General features: G+C 60.1%; 24 protein-coding genes. 5 read left to right on the plus strand and 19 right to left on the minus strand.

Annotated elements, in window-relative coordinates; all coding sequences use genetic code 11:
* The 6 genes from cysW to AC0V2Y_RS15805 form a co-directional block, all read right to left on the minus strand.
* Positions 1-927 carry a sulfate ABC transporter permease subunit CysW gene (cysW, locus tag AC0V2Y_RS15780; RefSeq protein ID WP_475414710.1) on the minus strand — a complete coding sequence of 309 codons (927 nt, stop codon included), beginning with the start codon at positions 925-927 and terminating at the stop codon, positions 1-3.
* Positions 924-1,733, minus strand: coding sequence for a sulfate ABC transporter permease subunit CysT (gene cysT / locus AC0V2Y_RS15785; RefSeq protein ID WP_475414711.1), 810 nt, complete (start codon positions 1,731-1,733; stop codon positions 924-926). Before cysT ends, cysW begins: the two co-directional genes overlap by 4 nt.
* Before the next feature lie 323 nt (positions 1,734-2,056).
* Positions 2,057-2,695: a peroxiredoxin gene (locus tag AC0V2Y_RS15790; protein WP_475414712.1), complete on the minus strand. Its 639-nt coding sequence runs from the start codon at positions 2,693-2,695 to the stop codon at positions 2,057-2,059.
* Between the two features lie 42 nt (positions 2,696-2,737).
* Positions 2,738-3,304, minus strand: coding sequence for an RBBP9/YdeN family alpha/beta hydrolase (locus AC0V2Y_RS15795; protein ID WP_475414713.1), 567 nt, complete (start codon positions 3,302-3,304; stop codon positions 2,738-2,740).
* Between the two features lie 44 nt (positions 3,305-3,348).
* Entirely contained in the window at positions 3,349-4,353 is a 1,005-nt protein-coding gene (locus AC0V2Y_RS15800) for a sulfate ABC transporter substrate-binding protein (RefSeq protein ID WP_475414714.1), read from the minus strand.
* Positions 4,354-4,483: 130 nt separating this feature from the next.
* Positions 4,484-4,867 carry a diacylglycerol kinase gene (locus AC0V2Y_RS15805; protein WP_070224509.1) on the minus strand — a complete coding sequence of 128 codons (384 nt, stop codon included), beginning with the start codon at positions 4,865-4,867 and terminating at the stop codon, positions 4,484-4,486.
* Between the two features lie 153 nt (positions 4,868-5,020).
* Between AC0V2Y_RS15805 and AC0V2Y_RS15810 the strand changes: the two genes are divergently transcribed.
* The gene (locus AC0V2Y_RS15810) at positions 5,021-5,800 is read left to right on the plus strand and encodes an IclR family transcriptional regulator (protein WP_034785179.1); all 780 of its coding nucleotides are present in this window, start codon (positions 5,021-5,023) and stop codon (positions 5,798-5,800) included.
* 89 nt (positions 5,801-5,889) lie between these two features.
* On the opposite strand, the gene pbpG is transcribed toward AC0V2Y_RS15810, so the two are convergent.
* The 3 genes from pbpG to AC0V2Y_RS15825 all read right to left on the minus strand — a co-directional run bounded on the left by pbpG (position 5,890) and on the right by AC0V2Y_RS15825 (position 8,792).
* On the minus strand, positions 5,890-6,963 hold the full coding sequence (gene pbpG / locus AC0V2Y_RS15815; protein WP_475414715.1) for a D-alanyl-D-alanine endopeptidase: 1,074 nt from the start codon (positions 6,961-6,963) through the stop codon (positions 5,890-5,892).
* A 177-nt stretch (positions 6,964-7,140) separates the two neighbouring features.
* Positions 7,141-7,860, minus strand: a complete 720-nt coding sequence (locus AC0V2Y_RS15820; RefSeq protein WP_475414716.1) for a nitroreductase — start codon at positions 7,858-7,860, stop codon at positions 7,141-7,143.
* 14 nt (positions 7,861-7,874) lie between these two features.
* The gene (locus tag AC0V2Y_RS15825) at positions 7,875-8,792 is read right to left on the minus strand and encodes a DMT family transporter (RefSeq protein ID WP_475414717.1); all 918 of its coding nucleotides are present in this window, start codon (positions 8,790-8,792) and stop codon (positions 7,875-7,877) included.
* Positions 8,793-9,143: 351 nt separating this feature from the next.
* On the opposite strand from AC0V2Y_RS15825, the gene AC0V2Y_RS15830 reads away from it, so the two are divergent.
* The gene (locus tag AC0V2Y_RS15830) at positions 9,144-9,710 is read left to right on the plus strand and encodes a phasin family protein (RefSeq protein ID WP_034747490.1); all 567 of its coding nucleotides are present in this window, start codon (positions 9,144-9,146) and stop codon (positions 9,708-9,710) included.
* Between the two features lie 130 nt (positions 9,711-9,840).
* Here AC0V2Y_RS15830 and AC0V2Y_RS15835 read toward each other — a convergent pair whose 3' ends face one another.
* The 7 genes from AC0V2Y_RS15835 to AC0V2Y_RS15865 form a co-directional block, all read right to left on the minus strand.
* Positions 9,841-10,560, minus strand: a complete 720-nt coding sequence (locus AC0V2Y_RS15835; protein WP_475414718.1) for an ABC transporter ATP-binding protein — start codon at positions 10,558-10,560, stop codon at positions 9,841-9,843.
* Entirely contained in the window at positions 10,557-11,330 is a 774-nt protein-coding gene (locus AC0V2Y_RS15840) for an ABC transporter ATP-binding protein (protein ID WP_475414719.1), read from the minus strand. The genes AC0V2Y_RS15835 and AC0V2Y_RS15840 overlap by 4 nt, the downstream gene beginning before the upstream one ends.
* A gap of 15 nt (positions 11,331-11,345) precedes the next feature.
* Positions 11,346-12,563, minus strand: a complete 1,218-nt coding sequence (locus AC0V2Y_RS15845; protein WP_475414720.1) for an ABC transporter permease subunit — start codon at positions 12,561-12,563, stop codon at positions 11,346-11,348.
* 22 nt (positions 12,564-12,585) lie between these two features.
* Positions 12,586-13,515 (minus strand): branched-chain amino acid ABC transporter permease, encoded by a 930-nt coding sequence (locus AC0V2Y_RS15850; RefSeq protein WP_215406552.1) that lies wholly within the window; start codon positions 13,513-13,515, stop codon positions 12,586-12,588.
* 294 nt (positions 13,516-13,809) lie between these two features.
* Positions 13,810-14,757 (minus strand): 4-hydroxy-3-methylbut-2-enyl diphosphate reductase, encoded by a 948-nt coding sequence (ispH, locus tag AC0V2Y_RS15855; protein WP_475414721.1) that lies wholly within the window; start codon positions 14,755-14,757, stop codon positions 13,810-13,812.
* Between the two features lie 9 nt (positions 14,758-14,766).
* Complete coding sequence (locus tag AC0V2Y_RS15860) at positions 14,767-15,222, minus strand: FKBP-type peptidyl-prolyl cis-trans isomerase (RefSeq protein WP_070224501.1); 456 nt, start codon at positions 15,220-15,222, stop codon at positions 14,767-14,769.
* A 134-nt stretch (positions 15,223-15,356) separates the two neighbouring features.
* Positions 15,357-17,222 (minus strand): LamG-like jellyroll fold domain-containing protein, encoded by a 1,866-nt coding sequence (locus AC0V2Y_RS15865; protein WP_475414722.1) that lies wholly within the window; start codon positions 17,220-17,222, stop codon positions 15,357-15,359.
* A gap of 245 nt (positions 17,223-17,467) precedes the next feature.
* Between AC0V2Y_RS15865 and radC the strand changes: the two genes are divergently transcribed.
* From radC to rpmG, 3 genes are all read left to right on the plus strand, one after another.
* Positions 17,468-18,142: a RadC family protein gene (gene radC / locus AC0V2Y_RS15870; RefSeq protein WP_475414723.1), complete on the plus strand. Its 675-nt coding sequence runs from the start codon at positions 17,468-17,470 to the stop codon at positions 18,140-18,142.
* Between the two features lie 247 nt (positions 18,143-18,389).
* On the plus strand, positions 18,390-18,626 hold the full coding sequence (gene rpmB / locus AC0V2Y_RS15875; protein ID WP_010400928.1) for a 50S ribosomal protein L28: 237 nt from the start codon (positions 18,390-18,392) through the stop codon (positions 18,624-18,626).
* Between the two features lie 22 nt (positions 18,627-18,648).
* A complete protein-coding gene (rpmG, locus tag AC0V2Y_RS15880) occupies positions 18,649-18,816 on the plus strand; it encodes a 50S ribosomal protein L33 (protein ID WP_010400929.1) in 168 nt (55 codons plus the stop codon).
* A 140-nt stretch (positions 18,817-18,956) separates the two neighbouring features.
* On the opposite strand, the gene AC0V2Y_RS15885 is transcribed toward rpmG, so the two are convergent.
* From AC0V2Y_RS15885 to AC0V2Y_RS15895, 3 genes are all read right to left on the minus strand, one after another.
* Positions 18,957-20,165 (minus strand): DesA family fatty acid desaturase, encoded by a 1,209-nt coding sequence (locus tag AC0V2Y_RS15885; RefSeq protein ID WP_475418350.1) that lies wholly within the window; start codon positions 20,163-20,165, stop codon positions 18,957-18,959.
* Between the two features lie 133 nt (positions 20,166-20,298).
* Positions 20,299-21,657 carry a mechanosensitive ion channel family protein gene (locus AC0V2Y_RS15890; RefSeq protein ID WP_475414725.1) on the minus strand — a complete coding sequence of 453 codons (1,359 nt, stop codon included), beginning with the start codon at positions 21,655-21,657 and terminating at the stop codon, positions 20,299-20,301.
* A 122-nt stretch (positions 21,658-21,779) separates the two neighbouring features.
* Positions 21,780-23,099: an RsmB/NOP family class I SAM-dependent RNA methyltransferase gene (locus tag AC0V2Y_RS15895; RefSeq protein ID WP_475414726.1), complete on the minus strand. Its 1,320-nt coding sequence runs from the start codon at positions 23,097-23,099 to the stop codon at positions 21,780-21,782.

Below are 23,099 nucleotides of genomic sequence, written 5' to 3' on the forward strand. Positions count from 1 at the left end.
TCAGTGCTCCGTGGAACGTAAGGCGGAATCGTCGGCGTCGCTCTCGTTCAAACGCCACTCAATAAAGGCTTTCAGGGCCAGAGTCACCAGCGCCAGCAGGGCCAGCAGGGAGGCGACGGCAAACGCGGCGGCGAAGTTGTACTCGTTGTACAGAATCTCCACCTGCAGCGGCATGGTGTTGGTTTCGCCGCGGATGTGGCCGGACACGACGGACACGGCGCCGAACTCGCCCATGGCGCGGGCGTTGCACAGGATCACGCCATACAGCAGACCCCATTTGATATTTGGCAAAGTCACGCGGCGGAATGTGTTCCAGCCCGAGGCGCCCAGCACGATGGCGGCCTCTTCCTCTTCGCTGCCCTGCGACTGCATCAGCGGGATCAGTTCGCGCGCCACGAACGGGAAGGTAATGAAGATCGTCGCCAGCACGATGCCGGGCACGGCAAACAGGATCTTGATGTCGTGCGCCTGCAGCCACGGGCCGAACCAGCCCTGGGCGCCGAACATCAGCACATAGATCAGGCCGGAAATCACGGGCGAGACGGAAAACGGCAGGTCGATCAGGGTCAGCAGGATGCTCTTGCCGCGGAAGTCGAACTTGGCGATGCACCAGGATGCCGCCACGCCGAAGACCAGGTTCAGCGGCACGGCGATGGCCGCCGTGATCAGGGTCAACTTGATGGCGGAAATCGCGTCCGGATCGATGATGGCGGCGATATACGCTTCCCAGCCCTTCTTGAACGCTTCGGCAAACACGGCCACCAGGGGCACGATGAGGAACGCCGTCAGGAACAGCAAGGCGATGGTGATCAATACCGTGCGCACCCACAGCGGTTCCAGCACGACGGGGCCGACATTCGGCTCGAAGCGGCGCGCTGTCGGCAGTGCATTGTCCACGCCAGCGGCGGCAGTCGTATTCGTACTCATGATTTCTTCGCCTTTCCGCGCGCCCATGCTTGCAGCAGGTTAATCGTCAACAACAGCAGGAAGGACACCACCAGCATCACCACGGCGATGGCCGTGGCGCCTGCGTAATCGTATTGCTCCAGCTTGGTAATAATGAACAGCGGCGTGATTTCCGACACCATCGGCATGTTGCCGGCGATAAAGATCACGGAACCGTACTCGCCCGTGGCGCGGGCGAAGGCCAGCGCAAATCCCGTCAGTAACGATGGCAAGATCGTGGGGAAGATGACGCGGATAAACGTTTGCAAGGAATTGGCGCCCAGGCTGGCGGCCGCTTCTTCGAGTTCCTTTTCCGCGTCTTCCAGCACCGGCTGCACGGTGCGCACGACAAACGGCAAGCCGATGAAGGTCAGCGCCACCACCACGCCCAGCGGCGTGAACGCCACCTTGATGCCCAGCACGCCTTCGATGAACTGGCCGAACCAGCCGTTCGACGAATACAGGGCCGTCAGGGTGATGCCGGCCACGGCCGTCGGCAAGGCGAACGGCAAGTCGACGAGCGCGTCGATGATGCGCTTGCCGGGAAACTTGTAGCGCACCAGCACCCAGGCCAGGATGCCGCCAAACACCACGTTCAGCAGGGCGGCGATCAGCGAGGCGCCGAACGTCAATCGGTATGACGCCATCACGCGCTCGGACGTGACGGCGCTGAAGAAGGCGTCCCATGTCATGGTGAAGGTTTTCAGGAATACCGACGACAAGGGAATGAGGACGATCAAGGCCAGGTAAAAGAGCGTGAAGCCCAGTGACAGCTTAAACCCCGGCATGACCCGAAACGGCGCTCCGCGCGCCTTGGGCGGCGCTAGTGTTGCTTCAGACATGGAAACCCCTTCTTATTACATTTTTGAGTTATAGGGCGCAATAATCACATGCAATCGTTATAAAAAGAACTAACCATTTCTCATTTGCTTAGATGGATTTTGCATACTTGCCAGCAGAATCTGCAGGCGAAAAAAAACGCACCGGCGAGGTGCGTTTTTGTGGAAACAAGAGTGCCGAATAAAACGTTCAGGGCTAGGCGCGTTGCCGAAGACAGTACGAATGTACGGCGAGGCAATGCAACAACGCCATGGACGTTTTTTCGGTGCTCTTACTTGTTCGGCTGCGGCGTCAAGCGCAAGTATGGCTTGGCGGCCGTAAAGCCCTTCGGATATTTCTGCTTGATCACCTCCGGGTCTTGCACGGTCAAGGGAATGATGACGTCGTCGCCATCCTTCCAGTTGCCGGGCGTGGCCACCGTGTAACCGTCCGTCAGCTGCAGGGCGTCGATGACGCGCAGGATTTCATTGAAGTTGCGGCCCGTGCTGAGCGGATACGTGAGGATCAGCCGCACTTTCTTGTTCGGGTCGATGATAAAGACGGAGCGCACGGTGGCCGTGACGGACTGTTCAGGGTGGATCATGTCGTACAGCACCGACACTTTCTTGTCGACGTCAGCGATGATGGGGAAGCCCACCACCGTGTTTTGCGTCTCTTCGATATCCTTGATCCAGCTCTTGTGCGACTCGGCCGCGTCCACGGACAGGGCGATGGCCTTCACGTTGCGCTTGTCGAATTCCGGCTTGAGCTTGGCCGTCAGGCCCAGCTCCGTCGTGCACACGGGCGTAAAGTCGGCCGGGTGGGAAAACAGCACCACCCAGGAATTGCCCGCCCATTCGTGGAACTTGAGCGGGCCGATCGAGCTGTCTTGTTCAAAATCAGGGGCGACATCGCCCAGGCGTAAAGTCATCGTGATCTCCTTGAGAGGTTGTGTGGCAGGATGTTCGTCGTATCAGGCTGCCTGACGGTGGCGCTTGTCGCTTTGCGCCAGATCAAACAGCGTTTGCAGTTGCGCCTGGCCGTAGACCCAATCGCCAAGGCGCGACTCCGCGTTGATATGGCCCAACGCACCGCCATCAATATACTTGCAATTCCAGCGCCGCGCCCACTGCGCCGCGTGTTCGGCCGTCATCCACGGGTCCGTCTGGCTGGCGATCAGGATGCCGGGGCAAGGCAGCCGCTTTTGCGGCAATGCCTTCGCCACGCCAAACTTGTCGGGGTCGGCCGGCCCCACCAGCAGCACGCCGGCCACGCCCTGCGGGTCGCGCGCCAGGCTGTGCGCCGCCGTCAGGCAGCCGAAGCTGTGGGCGACGATCAGGGTAGGACGCGCATCCTGCCGCCGCACCTGGTCCAGGCGCGCCGACCAGGCGGCCAGGTCAGGCGCGTTCCAGTCATCCTGCTCGACCCGCTCGAATTGCGGATACAGGCGCTGCCAGCGGCTCTGCCAATGCTCGGGACCGCTGTTATGCAAGCCCGGCACGATCAGTACCCGGTAGTCGGAAAAGCTGCGCAGCGCCATGATGGTTCCTTTTAGTAACGGTCTGGCAATCGTGCCATCCGGTATTACTTAGGCTGGTAGATCTGGTCGAAGATGCCGCCGTCGGCAAAGTGCGCCTTCTGTGCCGCCGTCCAACCGCCGGCCACTTGCTCGATGGTGAACAGGTTGACCTTGGCGAACTGAGACGCGTATTTCTTCGCCGCCTTGTCCGTTGCCGGACGGTAGTAATTCTTGGCGATGATGTCTTGCGCTTCGTCCGTGTACAGGTAGTTCAGGTAAGCCTCGGCCACCTTGCGCGTACCATGCTTGTCGGCAAACTTGTCGACGACGGCGACGGGCGGCTCGGCCAGGATGCTGACGGACGGCGTGACGATGTCGAACTTGGTCGGGCCCAGTTCCTTGACGGCGAGATACGCCTCGTTTTCCCAGGCGATCAGCACGTCGCCGATACCGCGTTCGACGAAGGTAGTGGTGGCGCCGCGCGCGCCGGAATCGAGCACGGGCACGTTTTTATACAGTTTGCCGAGGAAATCCTTGGCCTTCGCTTCGTTGCCGCCCGGCTGGCGCAAGGCGTAGCCCCAGGCTGCCAAATGGTTCCAGCGGGCGCCGCCCGAGGTTTTCGGATTCGGCGTGATGACGGACACGCCCGACTTGATCAGGTCGTTCCAATCCTTGATGCCTTTCGGGTTGCCCTTGCGCACCAGGAAGACGATGGTCGAGGTGTAAGGCGAGCTGTTGTGCGTCAAGCGTTTTTGCCAGTCGGCGGCCAGCAGCTTGTGCTCGGCCAGGGCGTCGATGTCGTAGGCCAGGGCCAGCGTGACGACGTCCGCTTCCAGGCCGTCGATGACGGCGCGCGCCTGCTTGCCGGAGCCGCCGTGCGATTGCTTGATCTTGACGTTGTCGCCCGTCTTGCCTTTCCATTCCTTGGCAAACGCCGTATTCACATCCTGGTACAGCTCGCGCGTCGGGTCGTACGACACATTGAGCAGGGTGATATCGGCAGCCTGCGCCGTTTGCAGAATGGCAAACGCGCTGAGGGCGGCGGCAATGATGATTTTTTTCGACAGCATCTAAGATCCCCGTATGGTTGAACTTTCAGAGCCACCAGATTACGGCGCAACGGCCGCAAAGAGAACGAAGCGTTTCGCCGTTCGATATGCGATTTTCGCATATCGAGGCCGCGCAACGGGGATTTAGTGCTTAATAAAAACGGTTGAACAGCACCACAGACCACGTGGCGAAAGCCAGGATACACGTGAGCAGCACGGCGGCGCTGCCGAAGTCCTTGGCGTTTTTCGACAGCGGATGGCGCTCGAGCGAAATGCGGTCGACCACGGCTTCGATTGCCGAATTGATCAGTTCGACGATCAGCACCAGCAGCAGCACGCCGATCAGCACCAGTTTTTCAAAGGCGGAAATGCGCAACAGCAAAGCGATCACGGTGCCGACGACGAATAAACCGAGTTCCTGGCGGAACGCGTGTTCGTGGCGCCAGGCCGCTTTCAAGCCGTCGAGCGAATAGAAAAAGGCGGAAAAAATCCGTTTCAAGCCGCTTTTGCTCTTGAATTCATTTACAGGTTGCATAGTTTTCCATGATTCAAAGTCCATCCAGCCGCCAATTATGACGGCCAACATGAGAATTGTGACAATTTATTCGCTGAATATCTCGGAACATTTCACTATTTTTTCACATCATGGTATAAAGATGCATGAATACTGCATTGCACCAAATCCATCATGAAAATTGAACCGGTCGCAGCCCCGAAGACGACGATCCAGGTGATCGAACGCATGGTCGCCCTGCTCGATGCCCTGGCCAAATATTCCGACCCGGTCAGCCTGAAGGAATTGTCGAAAGTATCCGGCCTGCATCCCTCGACGGCGCACCGCATCCTCAACGACATGGTGCTGACGCGCTTCGTCGACCGCATCGAACCGGGCACCTACCGCCTGGGCATGCGCCTGCTGGAACTGGGCAATGTGGTGAAAAGCCGCCTCAGCGTGCGCGAAGCGGCGCTCGATTTCATGCGCCAGCTGCACAAGAAAACCCAGCAGACCATCAACCTGTCCGTGCGCCAGGGCGACGAAATCGTCTACATCGACCGCGCCTTTTCCGAGCGCTCAGGCATGCAGGTGGTGCGCGCCATCGGCGGCCGCGGCCCGCTGCACCTGACCTCGACGGGCAAGCTGTTCCTCTCCGTCGACGAACCGAAAGCCATCCGCGCGTATGCCACGCGCACGGGCTTGGCCGGGCACAACAAGAATTCCATCACGGATCTGCAAAAGCTCGAGCGCGAGCTGAGCCTGGTGCGCGAGCGCGGCTATGCGCGCGACAATGAAGAGCTGGAACTGGGCGTGCGTTGCATGGCCGCCGGCATCCGCGACGACTCGGGCAAGCTGATCGCCGGCCTGTCCATTTCCGCCCCCGCCGACCGCCTGCAGGATGAGTGGCTGGTGGACCTGGTGGAAACGGCGAACCAGATTTCTGTCACATTAGGTTATATCCCGCAAGACTGACTTCCGCATAAAAATGTTCAGGGCAAGGCGCACTAACGAAGACAGTACGACGAGTACGGCGAGTTAGTGCAACGCCGCCATGGACATTTTTAGCCGCCGGGCAAGCTCATGTTGGCAGGTTTTAAAGCTTCCAGCCACTTGCGCATGCGCCCCGCATCGGCCGTACGCGACTGTTTCCCCTTGGAATCGAGGAAGACCATGATCACGGCCCGTCCTTCGATGACGGCCTGCATCATCAGACAACGTCCCGCCTCATTGATGAAGCCCGTCTTTTGCAAGCCGATTTCCCAGCCCGGATTGGCCACCAGGTGATTCGTATTGCCAAATTGCATGGGTTGGCCGCTGGCTTCGACGATGGCTTTCGGGTCCGTCGAGTATTCGCGCAGCAGCGGATGGCGGAAGGCGGCCATGGCCAGCTTGCCCAGGTCGCGCGCGCTGGCCACATTCATTTTCGACAAGCCGCTGGAATCGACGTAATGCGTATCCATCATGCCCAGCTGGCGCGCCTTGCTGTTCATGGCGTCGACAAACGCCGGCAAGCCGCCCGGATAATTGCGGCCCAGCGCCGAGGCGGCGCGGTTTTCCGAGCTCATCAGGGCGATGTGCAGCATATTTGCGCGCGTCAATTGCGAACCCACTTTCAGGCGTGAGCTGCTGAACTTGGCGCGGTCGACGTCCTCGTCCGTAATCGTCAGCACTTCATCCATGTCCTGGCGCGCTTCGACCACGACCAGGCCCGTCATCATCTTGGTGATGGAGGCGATGGGCAGGGCGACATTGGAATTCTTTTCAAACAGCACTTCCGAATTGGCCTGGTCCAGCACCAGCGCCACGCTGGACTTGAGGTCGAGCGGATCGCGCGTCAGGTTCAGGCCGGCCAGGTCGCCCATGGTGGGCATCGGTGCGGCCATGGGCACGGCCACGCTGCTGACTTTTTGATAGATGACCTTGCGTTTGCCGCGCACCATGACGACCCGGCGCACGCTCTTTTCGCGCGGCGCGGCCGTCGCGCCCTTGCGCAGCACGACCTTGACTTTCTTGGTGTTGTGTTTCTTCGCGGCTGAGGATTTGCCGTTCGCATCCCTGGCGTGCACGGCCGCAGCCGGCGCCAGTGCAAACAGCAGGGAAGCCAGGACACCCAGCGCCAGTTTAAACTTAGCCATTCGATAATTCCCCGTGAAGCTGTTGCCTTATTGCAGTGTAGCGAAATGCAGAGTAATCGCAAGCCCATTTAACAGTTGGGACAGTATTTATTGCAGCAATGAAATACAAAACGTTAGCGATCCGCAAACAAGCTCATCCTTAAGCGGCTGTTTGCCGGTGCCCATCGCTGGTAATGTCTATTTGTCCATGAATTTAACAAAGCCGGCCAGCGGCTCGCGTTCCGTGCTCAGGCGGTTCTCGATCTTGTCCGGGTCGGCATAGCCGAGGGCCATGCCGCACACCAGCATTTCGCTGGCCGGTATGTCCAGCTCGTCGCGGATGATGTCATGGTAGTGGATGAAGGCCGCTTGCGGGCAGGTATCGAGGCCCCGCGCGCGCGCCGCCAGCATGATATTTTGCAAGAACATGCCGTAATCGAGCCAGGAACCCTGTTCCAGCACCCGCTCGATGGTAAAGATCAGGCCCACGGGCGCATCGAAGAACTGGAAGTTGCGTCCATGCTGGGCCGCCATGCCGGCCGTGTCGCCCCGCTCCAAACCCAGCAGCTGATACAGGTCCAGGCCGATCTTGCGGCGGCGTTCGATGAACGGCGCCGTCCACTGGCGCGGGTAATAGGTATACGACGCCGTGCGCGCGGGCGCATCGGGCGCCTTCGGCGCATCATAGGCGGCCAGGATGCGGCGCGACAGGCGCTGGCGCGCCTCGCCCGACAGCACATACACTTTCCACGGCTGCATGTTGGCGCCCGACGGCGCGCGCGCCGCCACTTCCAGGATGCGCGCGATATCGTCCTGCGCCACCGGCGTGGGTAAAAAGGCGCGGATCGAACGGCGCGACAGGATGACGGCGTCCACGGCTTGCTGCGCCGACGGTGTTTCCAATGCTTGCTTGCTCACTGCCCTGCTCCCTGCTATTTCTTGACGACGAATACCACGCCGACCACGGCCACCAGCATGCCGGCGATGCCCAGCATATTAAACGCTTCGCCAAACATCAGCCAGGCCATCACGGCCGTCGTGGGCGGCGTCAGGTACAGCAAGCCCGTCACTTTCGTCGCGTCGCTGCGGCGGATCAGGGCGAACAGCAGGAAGATGGCGCCGATGGACAGCACGAGTACCGACCACAGCAAGGCGCCGATGAAATTCGCCGTCCATTGCACGTTGCTGAAATGCAGGTCCAAGCCTTCGTAATACAAGGCGAATGGCAACACCACGATGATGGAAGCGGCAAACTGCACCACCGTGCCGGTGCGCAAGTCGAACTGGGGACAGTGGCGTTTTTGGTACATGGTGCCGGCCGTCATCGACAGCAGGGCAAATACGCACAGCAGCACGCTTTCCACCGTCAGGCCCACGAGGTTGATCTTCGCATACACGACGAGGGCCACGCCCAGCAAGCCGAAGAACAGGCCCAGCCACTGGCGCGGACGCACGGATTCGCCGATCAGGGGGGCGGCGCAGGCCGTCAGCACGGGCTGCATGCCGACGATCAGGGCCGACAGACCGGCCGGCATGCCCAGCTTGATGGCGCACCAGACGCCGGCCAGGTAGCCGGCCTGCATCAGGATACCGGCCACGGCAATCTGGCGGAACTGCCCCACGGGCCATGGCGCGCGCAACAGCAGCACCAGGGGCAGCAGGATCACCAGCACGCCCAGGAAGCGCAGCAGCAAAAAGGTCAGCGGCGGCGCGTACGGCAGGCCGAACTTGGCGACGATAAAACCTGTGCTCCATAACAACACGAAGAAGGCGGGCAAGGCCATCGGTGTCGCAGTGGTCAGGAAAGTGGCTTTGCCGCTGGCGCCAGCCGCGGCGGGAAGATTGGACATGGTATCAACTCGGGAAACGGGATCGGCACCGGGGCGCTGCGCCAGTGCGGGAGGCAAAGTCTAGCATGCTGCGCCGCGATCGTCCCCGCCCCCCCTGGAAACGCTAGTTTAGGTTCAAACCATTGACACCTAGAAATCAAATATTTCTCTTTAGAAACAACGGCTTTTGATGCAAATCTATTCAATTGTTGCATCGCACAAGAATCGCTTGACTTCGTTTTTTTTCGCCGTAGAATAGGGTTTGTTGCGTTGCACAATTCTTGTTCAGCTTGAAAAATTTAGATTCACCTGCTTTCCCAAACGGTACACGCAGCATCAAATTAACCAGATTTCGATTTTTTGGAGATTTATATGTTTTCAATTCCTGAGCAATTTTCGTCCGCTACCAAAGCCAACCTGGAAGCCCAATTCGCCCTGTTCTCGTCGCTGACGGGCAAAGCCTTCGAAGGCATCGAAAAGATCGTCGAACTGAACCTGACCGCCGCCAAGGCAACGCTGGAAGAATCGACCGCCGCCGCCAAGCAATTGCTGTCGGCAAAAGATCCACAAGAATTCTTCTCGCTGAGCGCTGCTCAAGCGCAACCTAGCGCCGAAAAAGCCATCGCTTACGGCCGTCACCTGGCTGCCATCACGTCGGGCACCCAAGCCGAGTTCAGCAAAGCAGCTGAATCGCAGATCGCTGAAACCAACCGCAAAGTCCTGTCCCTGGTGGAAGAAGTCACCAAGAACGCGCCAGCCGGTTCGGAAAACGCCGTCGCCATCCTGAAAAGCGCCATCGGCAACGCCAATGCAGGCTACGAGCAGTTCTCGAAAACCAGCAAGCAAGCCGTCGAAGCCATCGAAGCGAACCTGACCTCGGCCGTGAACCAGTTCACGCAAGCGGCTGAAAAAGTCGTGCCGCGCGCTGCCGCCAAGTAATTCCTGCGCGACCGCCACGGCGGTCCGTTGTTACCAGCTCCTCCAGGCATCCATCCCGCACTTCCCCGACGGATGCCATTATGCCCCAGCCCAGCTGGGGCATTTTTTATGCGCTTTTACTTTCCCGCCCTTACTCCCCCAGATACGCCGCCTTCACGCGCGGGTCGTCGAGCATGGCCGCCGCGTTGCCGCCCATGGTGACCAGGCCGGAATCCATCACATAGCCGCGGTGCGCCGCCTGCAGGGCCAAACGGGCATTCTGTTCGACCAGCAAGATCGTGATGCCTTCGGACGACACCTTGCGGATCACCTCGAAGATTTTCTCGACCATGATGGGCGACAAGCCCATCGACGGCTCGTCGAGCAGCAGCAGCTTCGGATGGCTCATCAGGGCGCGCGCCATGGCCAGCATCTGCTGCTCGCCGCCCGACAGGGTGCCGGCCATCTGCACCGCCCGCTCCTTCAGGCGGGGAAAGACGTCGAACCACTTGGCAATGTCATCCTCGACACCGGCCTTGTCCGTGCGCGTGTAGGCGCCCATCATGAGGTTTTCACGGATCGACATGCGCGTAAACACGCCCCGCCCTTCCGGCACCATGGCCAGCTTCCGCTCCACCAGGTGAAACGACTTGCTCCCCTTGAGCGATTCGCCCAGGTAACTGATCGTGCCTTCGACTTTGCATGCAGGCAAGGTGCCCGTGATGGCTTTCAGGGTCGTGGTCTTGCCGGCGCCGTTCGCGCCGATCAGGGCGATCAGCTCGCCCTGGTTGACTTCCAGGTCGATGCCTTTCACCGCCTTGATGCCGCCGTAGGCCACGTGCAGGCCCGCCACCTTCAATATATTGCTCATGCGTGCGATCCCCCCAGATAAGCCTCGATGACGGCCGGGTTTTGTTGTATTTCGGCCGGCAAGCCTTCGGCGATGCGCTTGCCATACTCGAGCACCGTGATGCGGTCGCACAGTCCCATCATCAGTTTCACGTCGTGCTCGATCAACAGCACGGTCTTGCCTTCGGCCTTGATTTTCACCAGCAATTCGCGCAAGGCCAGCTTTTCCGTCGCATTCATGCCGGCCGCCGGCTCATCCAGGGCCAGCAGTTGCGGATCGGTGGCTAGCGCGCGGGCGATTTCCAGGCGCCGCTGGTCGCCATACGACAAGAAGCGCGCCGTGCGGCTGGCGAACTGGGCGATGCCGACGAAGTCGAGCAATTCCATCGCCCGCCGGCGGATGGACGCCTCTTCCTCGCGCGCCGCCTTGTGGCGGAAGATGGCGCCGAACACGCCCTGGTGCGAGCGCACGTGGCGTCCCACCATGACGTTTTCCAGCGCCGTCATGTCGCCAAACAGGCGGATGTTCTGGAAGGTCCGCGCAATGCCCGCCTTGGCCACCTTGTGCGGCGCGGACGGCGAATACGGCTTGCCGGCCAGCTCGAAAGTGCCCGTGTCGGGCTGGTACAGGCCCGTGATCACGTTGAAGAAGGTGGTCTTGCCGGCGCCGTTCGGGCCGATCAAGCCGTAGATCTGGCCTTGCCGGATGGTAATGCCCACGTCCGTCAACGCCTGCAAGCCGCCGAAACGCTTGTTCACGCCGGCGATGTTGAGAATGATCTGTTCGCTCATGGTGCGTTCCCTCCCTTAAGCGGACACGACGCCGGTGGATTTATTCGGCTGGTCGACGTCGTGGTCGGGCCGGTCTTCGTGCTTCGGCGAGGGCCACAGGCCGGCGGGACGGTTGAGCATGATCAAGACCATGGCCAGCCCGTACAGCAGCTGGCGCAGCACTTCCGCCTCGATCACCACGTGGCCGAACAGCGCCTGCTGGGCCGGTTCCACCACGTGGCGCAGCACTTCGGGAATGGATGCCAGGATCACGCCGCCCAGGATGACGCCGGGGATGTGGCCGATGCCGCCCAGCACCACCATGGCCAGCACGGCGATCGATTCCGTCAAGGAAAACGATTCCGGCGAGACAAAGCCCTGGAACGAGGCAAACATGGCGCCGGCCACGCCGCCGAACGAGGCGCCCATGGAAAAGGCCAGCAATTTCACGTTGCGCGTATTGATGCCCATGGCCTTGGCGGCGATCTCGTCTTCGCGGATGGCGACCCAGGCGCGGCCCAGGCGCGAATGCTGGAGGCGCTTGGTGACGAACACGACAGCGATGCACAGGAAGAGGAACAAGAAGTAATAAGCGTTCACGGACGGCATGGAAAAACCGGCCACCGTCACCGTGCTGTTGCTGCCCGCCTCGCCCGCCAGGTTGACGCCGAAGATGCGGATCGGGTCGATCAGATTGATGCCTTGCGGCCCGTTCGTGAAATTGATCGGGTCGTTCAAATTGTTCATGAAGATGCGGATGATCTCGCCAAAGCCCAGGGTCACGATGGCCAGATAGTCGCCGCGCAACTTGAGCGTCGGCGCGCCCAGCAGGGCGCCGAACAGGCCCGCCACCGCGGCGGCCAGGGGCACGATGAGCCAGATCGACAAATGGATGCCGTTCTCGCGGATTTCCGGCCCCATCAGCTGCACCAGCGTTTCGCCCAGCACGGGATACTGGTTCACCACCGATTCGAGCAGGATGGCGAACTGGGGCGAGGCCAGCAAGGCCGTCAGGTAGGCGCCCACGGCGTAGAAGGCGATGTAGCCCAGATCGAGCAGGCCGGCGAAGCCGACGACGATGTTCAGGCCCAGGGCCAGCATGATGTACAGCAAGGCCATGTCGATGATGCGCACCCACGAGTTGCCGAACTGGGCGGCAAAAAACGGGAACACCATCAGCAGCGCGGCCAGGCCCAGCATGCCGGCGTAGGCTTTGGTCGGATTTTTCTTAGCGTCGAAATCGAGTAGTGCCATGATTTAATCTCCCAGTGTCACATCAGGCACGGTCGGCCACGCGTTCGCCCATGATGCCGGACGGGCGCAGGGTCAGCACGATGATCAGCACGACGAAGGCAAAGATATCCTGGTAGTGACTGCCCAGGAAGCCGCCCGTGATGTCGCCGATATAGCCGGCGCCCAGGCTCTCGATAATGCCCAGCAAGATACCGCCCAGCATGGCGCCGTAGATATTGCCGATGCCGCCCAACACGGCCGCGCAAAAGGCCTTCAGGCCGGGGATGGCGCCCATGGAAAATTGAATCGAGGCATAGTTGGCGCCCCACATCACGCCCGCCACGGCCGCCAGCGCGGCGCCGATGGCAAAGGTGGCAACGATGACCTTGTCGGAATCGACGCCCATGAGGCCCGCCACGCGGGGGTTTTCCGCCGTGGCGCGCATGGCGCGGCCCATGCGCGTTTTTTCCACCAACAACACCAATCCGCCCATCGACAAGGCGGCCAGGGCCAGCAACAGCACTTGCGTCTGCGAAATCACGGCGCCGCCTATGTTGATGGGGTCGGTCGACAGCAATTGCGGGAAGGGCAAGGGATTGCGCGTCCAGATCATCATGGCGAAGGTTTGCAAGAGGATGGAGACGCCGATGGCGGTAATCAGGGGGGCGAGGCGGGGAGCGTTGCGCAGGCGGCGGTAGGCGACCCGCTCGATGATGATGTTGACCAGAATACAGATGGGAATGGCGCCGAGGATGGCGGTGGCCAGTTTCAGATAGCCGGGCCAGTCCGGCACATAAATGCCCAGCAGCTTGAGAATGCTCAAGCCCACCATGGCGCCGATCATGAGTACGTCGCCGTGGGCGAAGTTGATCAGGTTCAGCACGCCGTACACCATGGTGTAACCGAGGGCGACTAAGGCATACATGCTGCCCAACACCAAGCCGTTGATGATCTGCTGGATGAATGTATCCATGATTGCCCTATCAAATATGCATTTTTCGGGAACAACTTCCACCGGAATATGTCGCTGATACAAAAACGGCACCGGAGGAAGAATTCCTGCAGTGCCATCCCTGGACCGTTCTCACCAGCATGGTGCACGCACTCAAAATGGGCGTGACCTTGCTTAGTCATAACGACAACATATTCAAGCTTGAGGCAATCATAACGATCTTTTGCAAAAACTAAGCTTGGAATAAATCGATCATTTCCGAATTAAATTCGGTTTTGAGGTAACTCCTCATCGATACTCAATCGTCCCGCAGGCTCAGGCGACGTCGCGCTTGATGCCATCGAGGCCTTTCGGCATCGGGAAGGTGACGGCTTCCTGCACGCCGTCGAGGGGCCGCACGCTCTTCACGCCGCACGCTTTCAGGCGGTCGATGACGGCTTGCACCAGCACCTCGGGCGCCGAGGCGCCAGCCGTCACACCCACGCGCAGCTTGCCTTCCAGCCAGGCGGGGTCGATCTGCGAGGCATTGTCGACCATGTAGGCAGGCGTGCCCATCTTCTCGGCCACTTCGCGCAGGCGGTTCGAATTCGAGCTGTTCGGGCTGCCCACGACGATCACCACTTCCACTTGCGGCGCCATGAATTTCACGGCTTCCTGGCGGTTGGTGGTGGCGTAGCAGATGTCGCCTTTTTTCGGCTCGGCGATATTCGGATATTTCGCTTTCAAGGCCGCAATAATGTCGCTGGTGTCGTCAACTGACAACGTTGTTTGCGAAACATAGGCCAGGCGATCCGGATTGGCGACCTGCAATTTCGCCACATCTTCGAGCGTTTCCACCAGATGCATGCCCATATCGGCCTGGCCCATCGTGCCTTCCACCTCGGGATGGCCGTCGTGGCCGATCATGATGATCTCGCGGCCTTCACGGCGCATCTTGCCCACTTCCATGTGCACCTTGGTGACCAGCGGGCAAGTCGCGTCAAAAATGCTCAGGCCGCGCGATTCCGCCTCGGCGCGCACGGCTTTCGACACGCCATGGGCGGAAAACACGAGCGTATTGCCAGCAGGCACGTCATCGAGGTCGTCGATGAAGATGGCGCCCTTGTTGCGCAGATCGGCCACCACATAGGCGTTGTGGACGATTTCATGGCGCACGTAGATCGGTGCGCCAAATTGCTGCAAGGCGCGTTCGACGATTTCGATCGCCCGGTCGACGCCAGCGCAGAAACCGCGGGGCTGGGCCAGTAACAGTTCTTTATCCATCGCTATTCCTTACAGGACCGAAATGAGCTTGACTTCAAAACGCAGCGGCTGGCCCGCCAGCGGATGATTGAAGTCGAACAGGGCGGAGTCCTCGCGCATTTCGCGCAGCACGCCGGCAAAGCGGCCGCCGCCCGGCGCGGCGAAGTCGACCAGGTCGCCGATCTTGTAGTCGGCACCGGGCACGGAGTTTTCGTCCAGGGTCGCGCGCGAGACGGATTGCACCAGCTCGGGATTGCGCTCGCCGAAGCCTTCGCCGGCCGCCAGCTCGAACGTCTGGTGCGTGCCTTCAGGCAAGCCCAGCAAGCGCTGCTCGAGGAACGGCGCCAGCTGGCCCTGTCCCAGCATCAAGGTCGCAGGATTGCCGCTGAAGGTCGTGACAATATCAGTACCGTCAACAGTGGCAAGACGATAATGCAGGGTGAGGTAAGCCGCTTCGGTGACGACTGCTGGTTGCTCGTTGGACATAGTAGTTTTCAAGTAACTGGTGCAAAACGATATTGTAAGCCACACTGAGCCAGCGCGCCCCATGCCATCTCGGCGCGGCCATGCTTTTGTCAAAAAACATGGCCGCGCAACGCATCCGACGTCTGATCAGCGAATCAGACGTTGACGTAGGTCAACCCGCCAGGCGTGCTGGCATGATTGCCGAAGCCCGAACTGTCTTCCAGGTTGCCATCGAGCTTCCAGCGTCCCACGGGCCGGTTCACGATGCCATATTGGCCATAGTCATACACTTCCTTCGGCGTCAGCACGCGGTCGTACAGGATGACGTCCGACAACTGCCAGGCGGGCGCGCCCTGCTCCAGCGCATGCACGTTACGGCCGATCACCAGGGGTGTACCCGTGGCGTTCACGAATGGCTGCGACATCTTATTCCCTTGGTACATGAGAAAATCGTCGACGTACAGGCTGATCGAGCCATCATGCTTGACGGTGTAAGTGCAGCGCAGCCAGCGGTTGGCGATATCCACTTCCACACCGTGGCCATTGTTGTTCGAGCTCACGGCATTTCCCCCCCATAACTGGAGGTAGGTGCTCAGATAGTTCTGCGTAGTAATAAACTTTTGCAGCAGCGCCCAGCCTTTGCTATTCGATTGACGCTTGATGAAAGCATGGTCGATATCCTTGGTCGAGGTTAAAGCCTGCTGCCGGATGCAATACGACAGCGAGAAATCCGCACTCTCGTAGCGCAAGGACGACGGCACGGTGAGCAACAGGCCAGGCTGGAACTGCAAGGTCTTCGTCACGCCGAAGCAGGGCGTGGGCGGCGCCGGCCGCATGGCGTCTTCGCCCCGCAAGGCGTCCCAGACCGCCTTGCGTCCGTTGCTGTAGGCCGGTGTCTCCACCAGGTTCAGACCTTCGTCTTCCATCGGCTTGCCCCCATTCCAGTCCCAATAGCACGCCAGTTGCACGCCCGTACGGCGTATGGCGCTCAGCAACGCGTGCAAGTTGTCTTGCCGCTCGGAATCTTGCAACGCCAGCTCTTGCTTTTTCGACAGGCAAAAGCTGCCAAGGTAATACGGTTTGCCCAAGTTCTTGGCCGCGCGCTGCATCACTTGCAGATAAGCGAGCGAAGACGAAACGAAATCGGATGGCAAATCCGCGCCGGCAGTCAGGCCGCTGCTGACATATTCGTTACCCGGGAACAGGTTTTCGCAAAGACAGTCGACCGGATCCGGATTCAGGAATGGCAGGGTTTCCGAGACGTATTGCTGCAAGGAGCCTTGACGGGGCGAAGTATGGGCAATGCCCGCATTGCCGGACGAAATCATGCGGGCCAGGGCATCGTTGTCGCGCAGCAATTGCGCCGTCTCCTGGATGATTTCGCGGGTGACATTCAGGTCAATCTCGGTCACGGCCATCAGTTCCTGCGCAGCCATCCAGGCGGCGATGCCGGCGTGGTTGCTGTAGCGTTGCGCAAAAGCCTGGGCAAAGGCACGCATGTAGCGGCGTGTTTTCGACTGTGGATTGATCAGTGCGAGCCGCGCGGCTGCGGCCTGCTCGTCTTTGGTAGCGCCCTCAGGGCCCGCTTCCCCCACCAACTGCGGCACGGCGTAGGGATTCCAGAATGGGCAGGCGATGATGCCGATGCCATTGGCCAGCGCGCAATCGAGCAGCGTCTGTACCGCAGCCCAGTATCCGGGCTTGATATTGAGCGCGGTTAGCGTATTGTCGGTTGCGAACTTTGGCTCGCCCACAACATAGCCCCAGTTCCAAGTGCCAGCCTTGCCATTGAAAGGCGCCAGCATCACCTGGATGTACTTGAAGCCATTGGCGGCAAGATACGGCAAATCGGTGCTGTAATCGGGATACATCGGGTCCGGAACGAGCGGTGCGGTGTCACTCCAGTTACGGTGTTCCAGATACGCGTGCGAATTGAGGCCGATGCCGCTGACCTTGCCCGTATTGACGCCGGCGGCGTTGAACTCTTGCATGACTCCATTGATAACTTTGATGTACGGCATGACTACTCCTGTCAAACAAGTGGAAGACATCGAGTTCAGGGCCCTGACTCCCCGCCGCTGCAACTTGCATGGAATGCAACGGCAGGCAAATGATAGCGCTTGAAAATGGCCGGGCCGGGCATCTTGGCTTTTGTTTTTTTACCATGATCTGACAGGAAGACGAGCTAGCGCAGCATGGCCGCCCGGGGAAGGCGCGACAATCGTCGGCAGGCGCCACGACGAGCTGGGCGCGACGGGGAGGCAGCATGGGCATCAAGGATTGGCCGGCCGGCGAACGGCCGCGCGAACGCCTGATCGAGGATGGCGCGCAGTCGCTGTCGGACGCGGAATTGCTGGCTGTGTTCCTGCGCACGGGCGTGCGCGGCAAGAGCGCCGTGGAGCTGGCGCGCGACACGGTCGAGCACTTCGGCTCCTTGCGGGGCCTGTTTGGCGCCAGCCTCGTGAGTTTTTCCGCCGTGCACGGCATGGGCAGCGCCAAGTTCGCCCAGCTGCAAGCCGTGCTGGAGCTGGCGCGGCGCGCCATCATCGAGGACTTGCAGGCCGGGCAAGCCCTCAATTCGCCGCAGGCCGTCAAAGATTATCTGCGCCTGACCCTGGGCCACCTGGCGCATGAAGCATTCCACGTGTTGTTTTTGGACGTCAAGAACCGCCTGATCGCGACCCAGGAAATGTTTCGCGGCACCCTCACCCACACCAGCGTGTATCCGCGCGAAGTGGTGAAACAGGCGCTGCTGCACAACGCGGCCAGCGTCATGCTGGCCCACAATCACCCGTCCGGCACGCCGGAACCGAGCGAATCGGATCTATTGCTGACGCGCGCGCTGGTGCAGGCCCTGTCGCTGGTGGACGTGCGCATCCTCGACCATTTCGTCGTGGCCGGACGGCACGTGCATTCGTTCGCGGAACACGGCCAGATCTAGGCCAATACCGCCCTGGCCGCAGTTAACCATGTGTAAACAAGGACATACGTGACAGCAGCGGGACGCTTATCTAACAGTAAACAGCGCTGTTTACCAGTGCTTTCCCCTAGGGAGAAGGGTAAAAGTCAGATTGTTAAATAAATCCAATACAACATGACACAATTGTTTTTCGCAAGTCATTGATAAATCTGCTTATTTTGGATATACTCTCGTTTTTCCAATTTGGAATATCTTTAAGGAGTGCGCCATGGCACGTGTTTGCCAAGTCACTGGGAAGAAGCCGATGGTCGGCAACAATGTTTCCCATGCAAACAACAAAACCAAACGTCGTTTTTTGCCTAACTTGCAGAATCGTCGTATTTTTGTTGAATCTGAAAACCGCTGGGTCTCCCTGCGTTTGTCCAACGCCGGTCTGCGCGTCATCGATAAAGTCGGCATCGACGCCGTATTGGTCGATATGCGCGCTCGTGGCGAAAAAGTCTAATTAGCAGAATAAGGGAGCTATCATGGCAAAATCAGGCCGCGACAAAATCAAGTTAGAATCGACCGCCGGTACGGGTCACTTCTACACGACTACCAAAAACAAGCGTACGACGCCTGCGAAAATGGAGATCATGAAATTCGATCCTAAAGCACGCAAGCACGTCACGTACAAAGAAACCAAGATCAAGTAATTGATATTGTGTTCTGTAAAAAGAGCCGCTCCGATGAGCGGTTTTTTTTCGCCCTGATTTTTACACCGCCTCCCCGCCCCTTGTGCCGGGACGAAAAAAGGCCCTGGAAATCAGGGCCTAGATATGGCGCAACAATTTACTCAGGCATAGCTGCGCAGGCGCAAGGAGAAATCCTGCAGCGACTTGATGCCCGACGCTTCGGCGCGCGTGCACCAGTCTTGCAGCTTCTGCAGCAACTGTTCCCGCGTAAAGTGCGAGCGCTCCCAGATGGCGCCCAGTTCCACGCGCATGTGGTGCATGGTTTCCAGTGCCTTGCTGTGCTGGAACAGTTCCGACAGCTGCTCATGGTGCGCATCGGCCAGTTTGCCCGGTTCGCGCTGCATCAGCTTGCGCGACGATTTCAGGAAACGCTTTTCCAGCTCCGCCTTGTGCTTCAGGTGTTCCAGTTCTTCCTTCCAGGCATGCTTGATCGATTTCGCGTACTTGGCCATCACGTCGTAGCGGTTGGCGATGACCGATTGCAAGGTGTCGAAGTCCGCTTCCAGCTTACCGTGAGAGAACTTCGGCGCCGGCGCCAGTTTTTTGACCTTGGCCAGGCCCAGCATTTCCAGCGCGCGGATATACGCCCAGCCGATATCGATCTCATACCATTTCGACGACAGCTTGGCCGACGTCGCATACGTATGGTGGTTGTTATGCAACTCTTCGCCACCGATCAGGATGCCGAAGGGAATGATGTTGGTGGCCGCGTCGGCGCAGTCGTAGTTGCGGTAGCCCCAGTAGTGGCCGATGCCGTTGATGATGCCAGCCGCCGTGATGGGGATCCACATCATTTGCACGGCCCACACGGAAATGCCGATCACGCCGAACAACACGAAATTGATGACGAACAGCGACACCACGCCCAGCCAGCTGTATTTGGTGTACAGGTTGCGCTCGATCCAGTCCGTCGGCGTACCGTGGCCATATTTCGCCATGGTTTCCATGTTCTTCGATTCAGCGCGGTACAGCTCGGCGCCTTCCCAGAACACTTTCTTGATGCCGCGCGTCACGGGGCTATGCGGATCTTCTTCCGTATCGCACTTGGCATGGTGCTTGCGGTGGATGGCCGCCCATTCCTTGGTGACCTGGCCCGTCGTCAGCCACAGCCAGAAACGGAAGAAATGGCTGGGAATGGCGTGCAATTCCAGCGCCCGGTGGGCCTGGTGGCGGTGCAGGTAGATTGTGACGCTGGCGATCGTGATGTGGGTGACCACCATGGTGTACAGGAACACTTGCCATGCGGACAGATCGGTAATGCCAGTGGCCATGAACTGCAAAACGTCGTGTAAAACGGAACTCAATGTCATTACTGCTACTCCAAGTGGACAGGGCGTGCGCACGGTCGCTCCAGTGACTCTGGAGGTCCGGCAGAGTTAATTTTAGGCGTGATTGTACGCCCTAATGGGTGCTATCAGGCAAAATCGGAGGCAGGCAGCGAGGTTAAGGCTGGGTGCCGGATGGCGGGGACTCACCGTCTGCCGCGCTGGCGAGCGGGGCAGGAGGCGTACCAACAATACGCAATTCGCGTTGCGGAAACGGTACAGTGACCTTATGTTCCTGCAAGGTGCGCCAGATGGCGCGGTTCACATTCGACTTCACGCCGCCCGTGCCGTTTTCCGGATCCGCGATCCAGAAGCCGATCTGCACATCAAGGCCGTCGGCGCCGAAACGCACGAGCGTCGCCGAGGGCGGATTGCTTTGCGACACACGCGGCACCTTGGCCGTCGCCGCTTCCAGCAAGGGGAAGATGACATCGAGATCCGTTTCATAGCCCACCGACACGGCCGTCGACAGCCACACCATGCGGTTGCTCAGCGACATGTTCTGCACGCCGCCGGAAATCAGCATTTCATTCGGCACGATGGATTCCACGCCATCGCCACCCAATAACACAGTATAGCGCGTATTGATCTGCGTGACCTTGCCCGTGAATTGACCCACCGTGATCATGTCGCCAATGGTGAGGCTGCGGTCGAGCAGGATGATGAAACCGGACACAAAGTTCGCGGCGATCTTTTGCAAGCCGAAGCCCAGCGCCACGCCGAAGGCGCCGCCGAACACGGACAGCACCGTCAAGTCGATGCCCACCAGCGACAGGCTGACCAGCACGGAGACAAGGATCAGCACGGCGCGGCCCATGCGCGACAGCACCACGCGCAGGGAGGTGTGCAAGCCCTGCATTTTCATCAGGCGCTCGTCGAGCGAGGTGCCGGCCCACATGGCCAGCACCAGCAGCACGGCGACGGAAATAGCGGCTTGCAAGATGGCAGCCACGGACACCTTGTTGCGCCCCAGCGGCACGACGATGCTTTCCAGGAAAGCATGCAGTTCCGGCCACAGGCCCGTGATGTACAGGGCCATGCCGGCCCACACCACCACCGTGAAGATTTTTTCCAGCAACAACATGGTGGGGCTGACGTTGCCATGGTGGGCAAAAATGCGGCGCAGCACATAAAAACCGAAGCGCACCAGCGCCATCGAGGTGCACAGGGGGATGGCAATGCTGAGCAGGTTCACCGACTGGAACTTGGCCAGGAAATGCTGCGCAATGCCCAGCAGCATGGCCGCCAGCACGGGCGTCAGGATGCGGATGAAACTGTCCGTGCGCTGCAGGGTTTCCGGCGTGGCGGGCGTGGCCGCCGCTTCCGCCCGTTTGTGCAGGAACACGCGCAACTGCCGCACCAGCAGCCAGCTCAGCGCCAGGCAGGCGACGATGACCAGCGCCTGCCACAGGATGGCCGGTTGGCGGAAATCATCGACAAAATCAGTGATCAGGTTGAGCAGCGGGGTTTCATTCATGGCGGATGCGGTCCGGAAGGTGGGGCGAAGGTGGTACGGATGGGGAGTGCTCCCATGCCGCCAGGCGGGCTGGCGGCATTGAAGGCCGCCGCTGCAGGGTGCAGCGGCGGCCCGTGACAGGCTTACTCGGCTGGTTCAGCGTCAACGTCGTCGGCCGGTTTTTCATCGGCGTAGACTTTTTTCGGCATGACCTTGCGCTCGAACACGGCGGCGAAGAAACCGTCGGTCTGGTGCAGGTGCGGCAGCAGTTTCAGGTAGTCGCCCATTTCCAACTCGATCTTCTGTTCGGCCAGCACCTTGCTCATCGGCACCAGCGTGAAATCGGGGTTGGCAGCCAGGAACTGTTCGGCGATCTGATCGTTTTCTTCGTTCAGGAAGCTGCAGGTGGCGTACACGAGGCGGCCGCCGCCCTTCACCAGGCGCGCCGCGCCGGCCAGGATGGCCGCCTGCTTGGCTTGCAGCTCAACGATGGAATTCGGTTGCTGGCGCCATTTCACGTCCGGATTGCGGCGCAGGGTGCCCAGGCCGCTGCATGGCGCATCGACCAGCACGCGGTCGATCTTGCCGGCCAGGCGCTTGATCTTGGCATCGCGCTCATGCGCGATCTGCACCGGATGCACGTTCGACAGGCCGCTGCGGGCCATGCGGGGTTTCAGCTTGGCCAGACGCTTTTCCGACACGTCGAAGGCGTACAGACGGCCCGTGTTGCGCATCAGCGCACCCAATGCGAGGGTCTTGCCGCCCGCGCCGGCACAGAAATCGACCACCATCTCGCCGCGCTTGGCGCCGACGATCTGCGACAGGATCTGGCTGCCCTCATCCTGCACTTCGATGGCGCCGCTCTGGAACAAAGGCAGGTTTTGCAGCGAAGGCTTCTTGATGACGCGCAAACCCAGCGGCGCATAGGGCGTCGGCGTGCTGAGGATAGGCGCTTCGGCCAGGGCCAGCATGACGTCGTCGCGCGTGGCCTTGAGCGAGTTGACGCGCAAGTCCAGCGGCGCCGGCGCGTTCAGCGCATCGGCCAGCTTCATGGTTTCCGCTTCGCCGAACTGGGCGATCAGCTTGTCGAACAGCCAGGTCGGCATATTGGCGCGCATGTTCGCCGGCATCAGGCTGCGGTCGATCTGCGTGATGCGTTCCAGCCATTCCACTTCCTCTTCCGTCAAGCCGCCCAGCGAGTCGGCGCCGACGGCTTCGGCCAGGCCGAGGATGGTCAGACGGCGCATGGTCGGGCCGCTGCCCGCTTCGGCGAAGTCCGTGAAGAACGATTTGTTGCGCAGCACGGCATAAATGCCTTCGGCGATGGCGCCGCGTTCGCGCGAACCGAGGCGCGGATGGTCGCGGAAATAGCGCGACAGGGTGGTGTCGGCCGGGGCCGTGAAACGTAAAATTTCGCGCAATACTTCTTCAGCATTGGCAAGTATCGCTGGTGGCAATCTCAT

It is taken from the genome of Janthinobacterium sp. BHSEK (assembly GCF_056174685.1).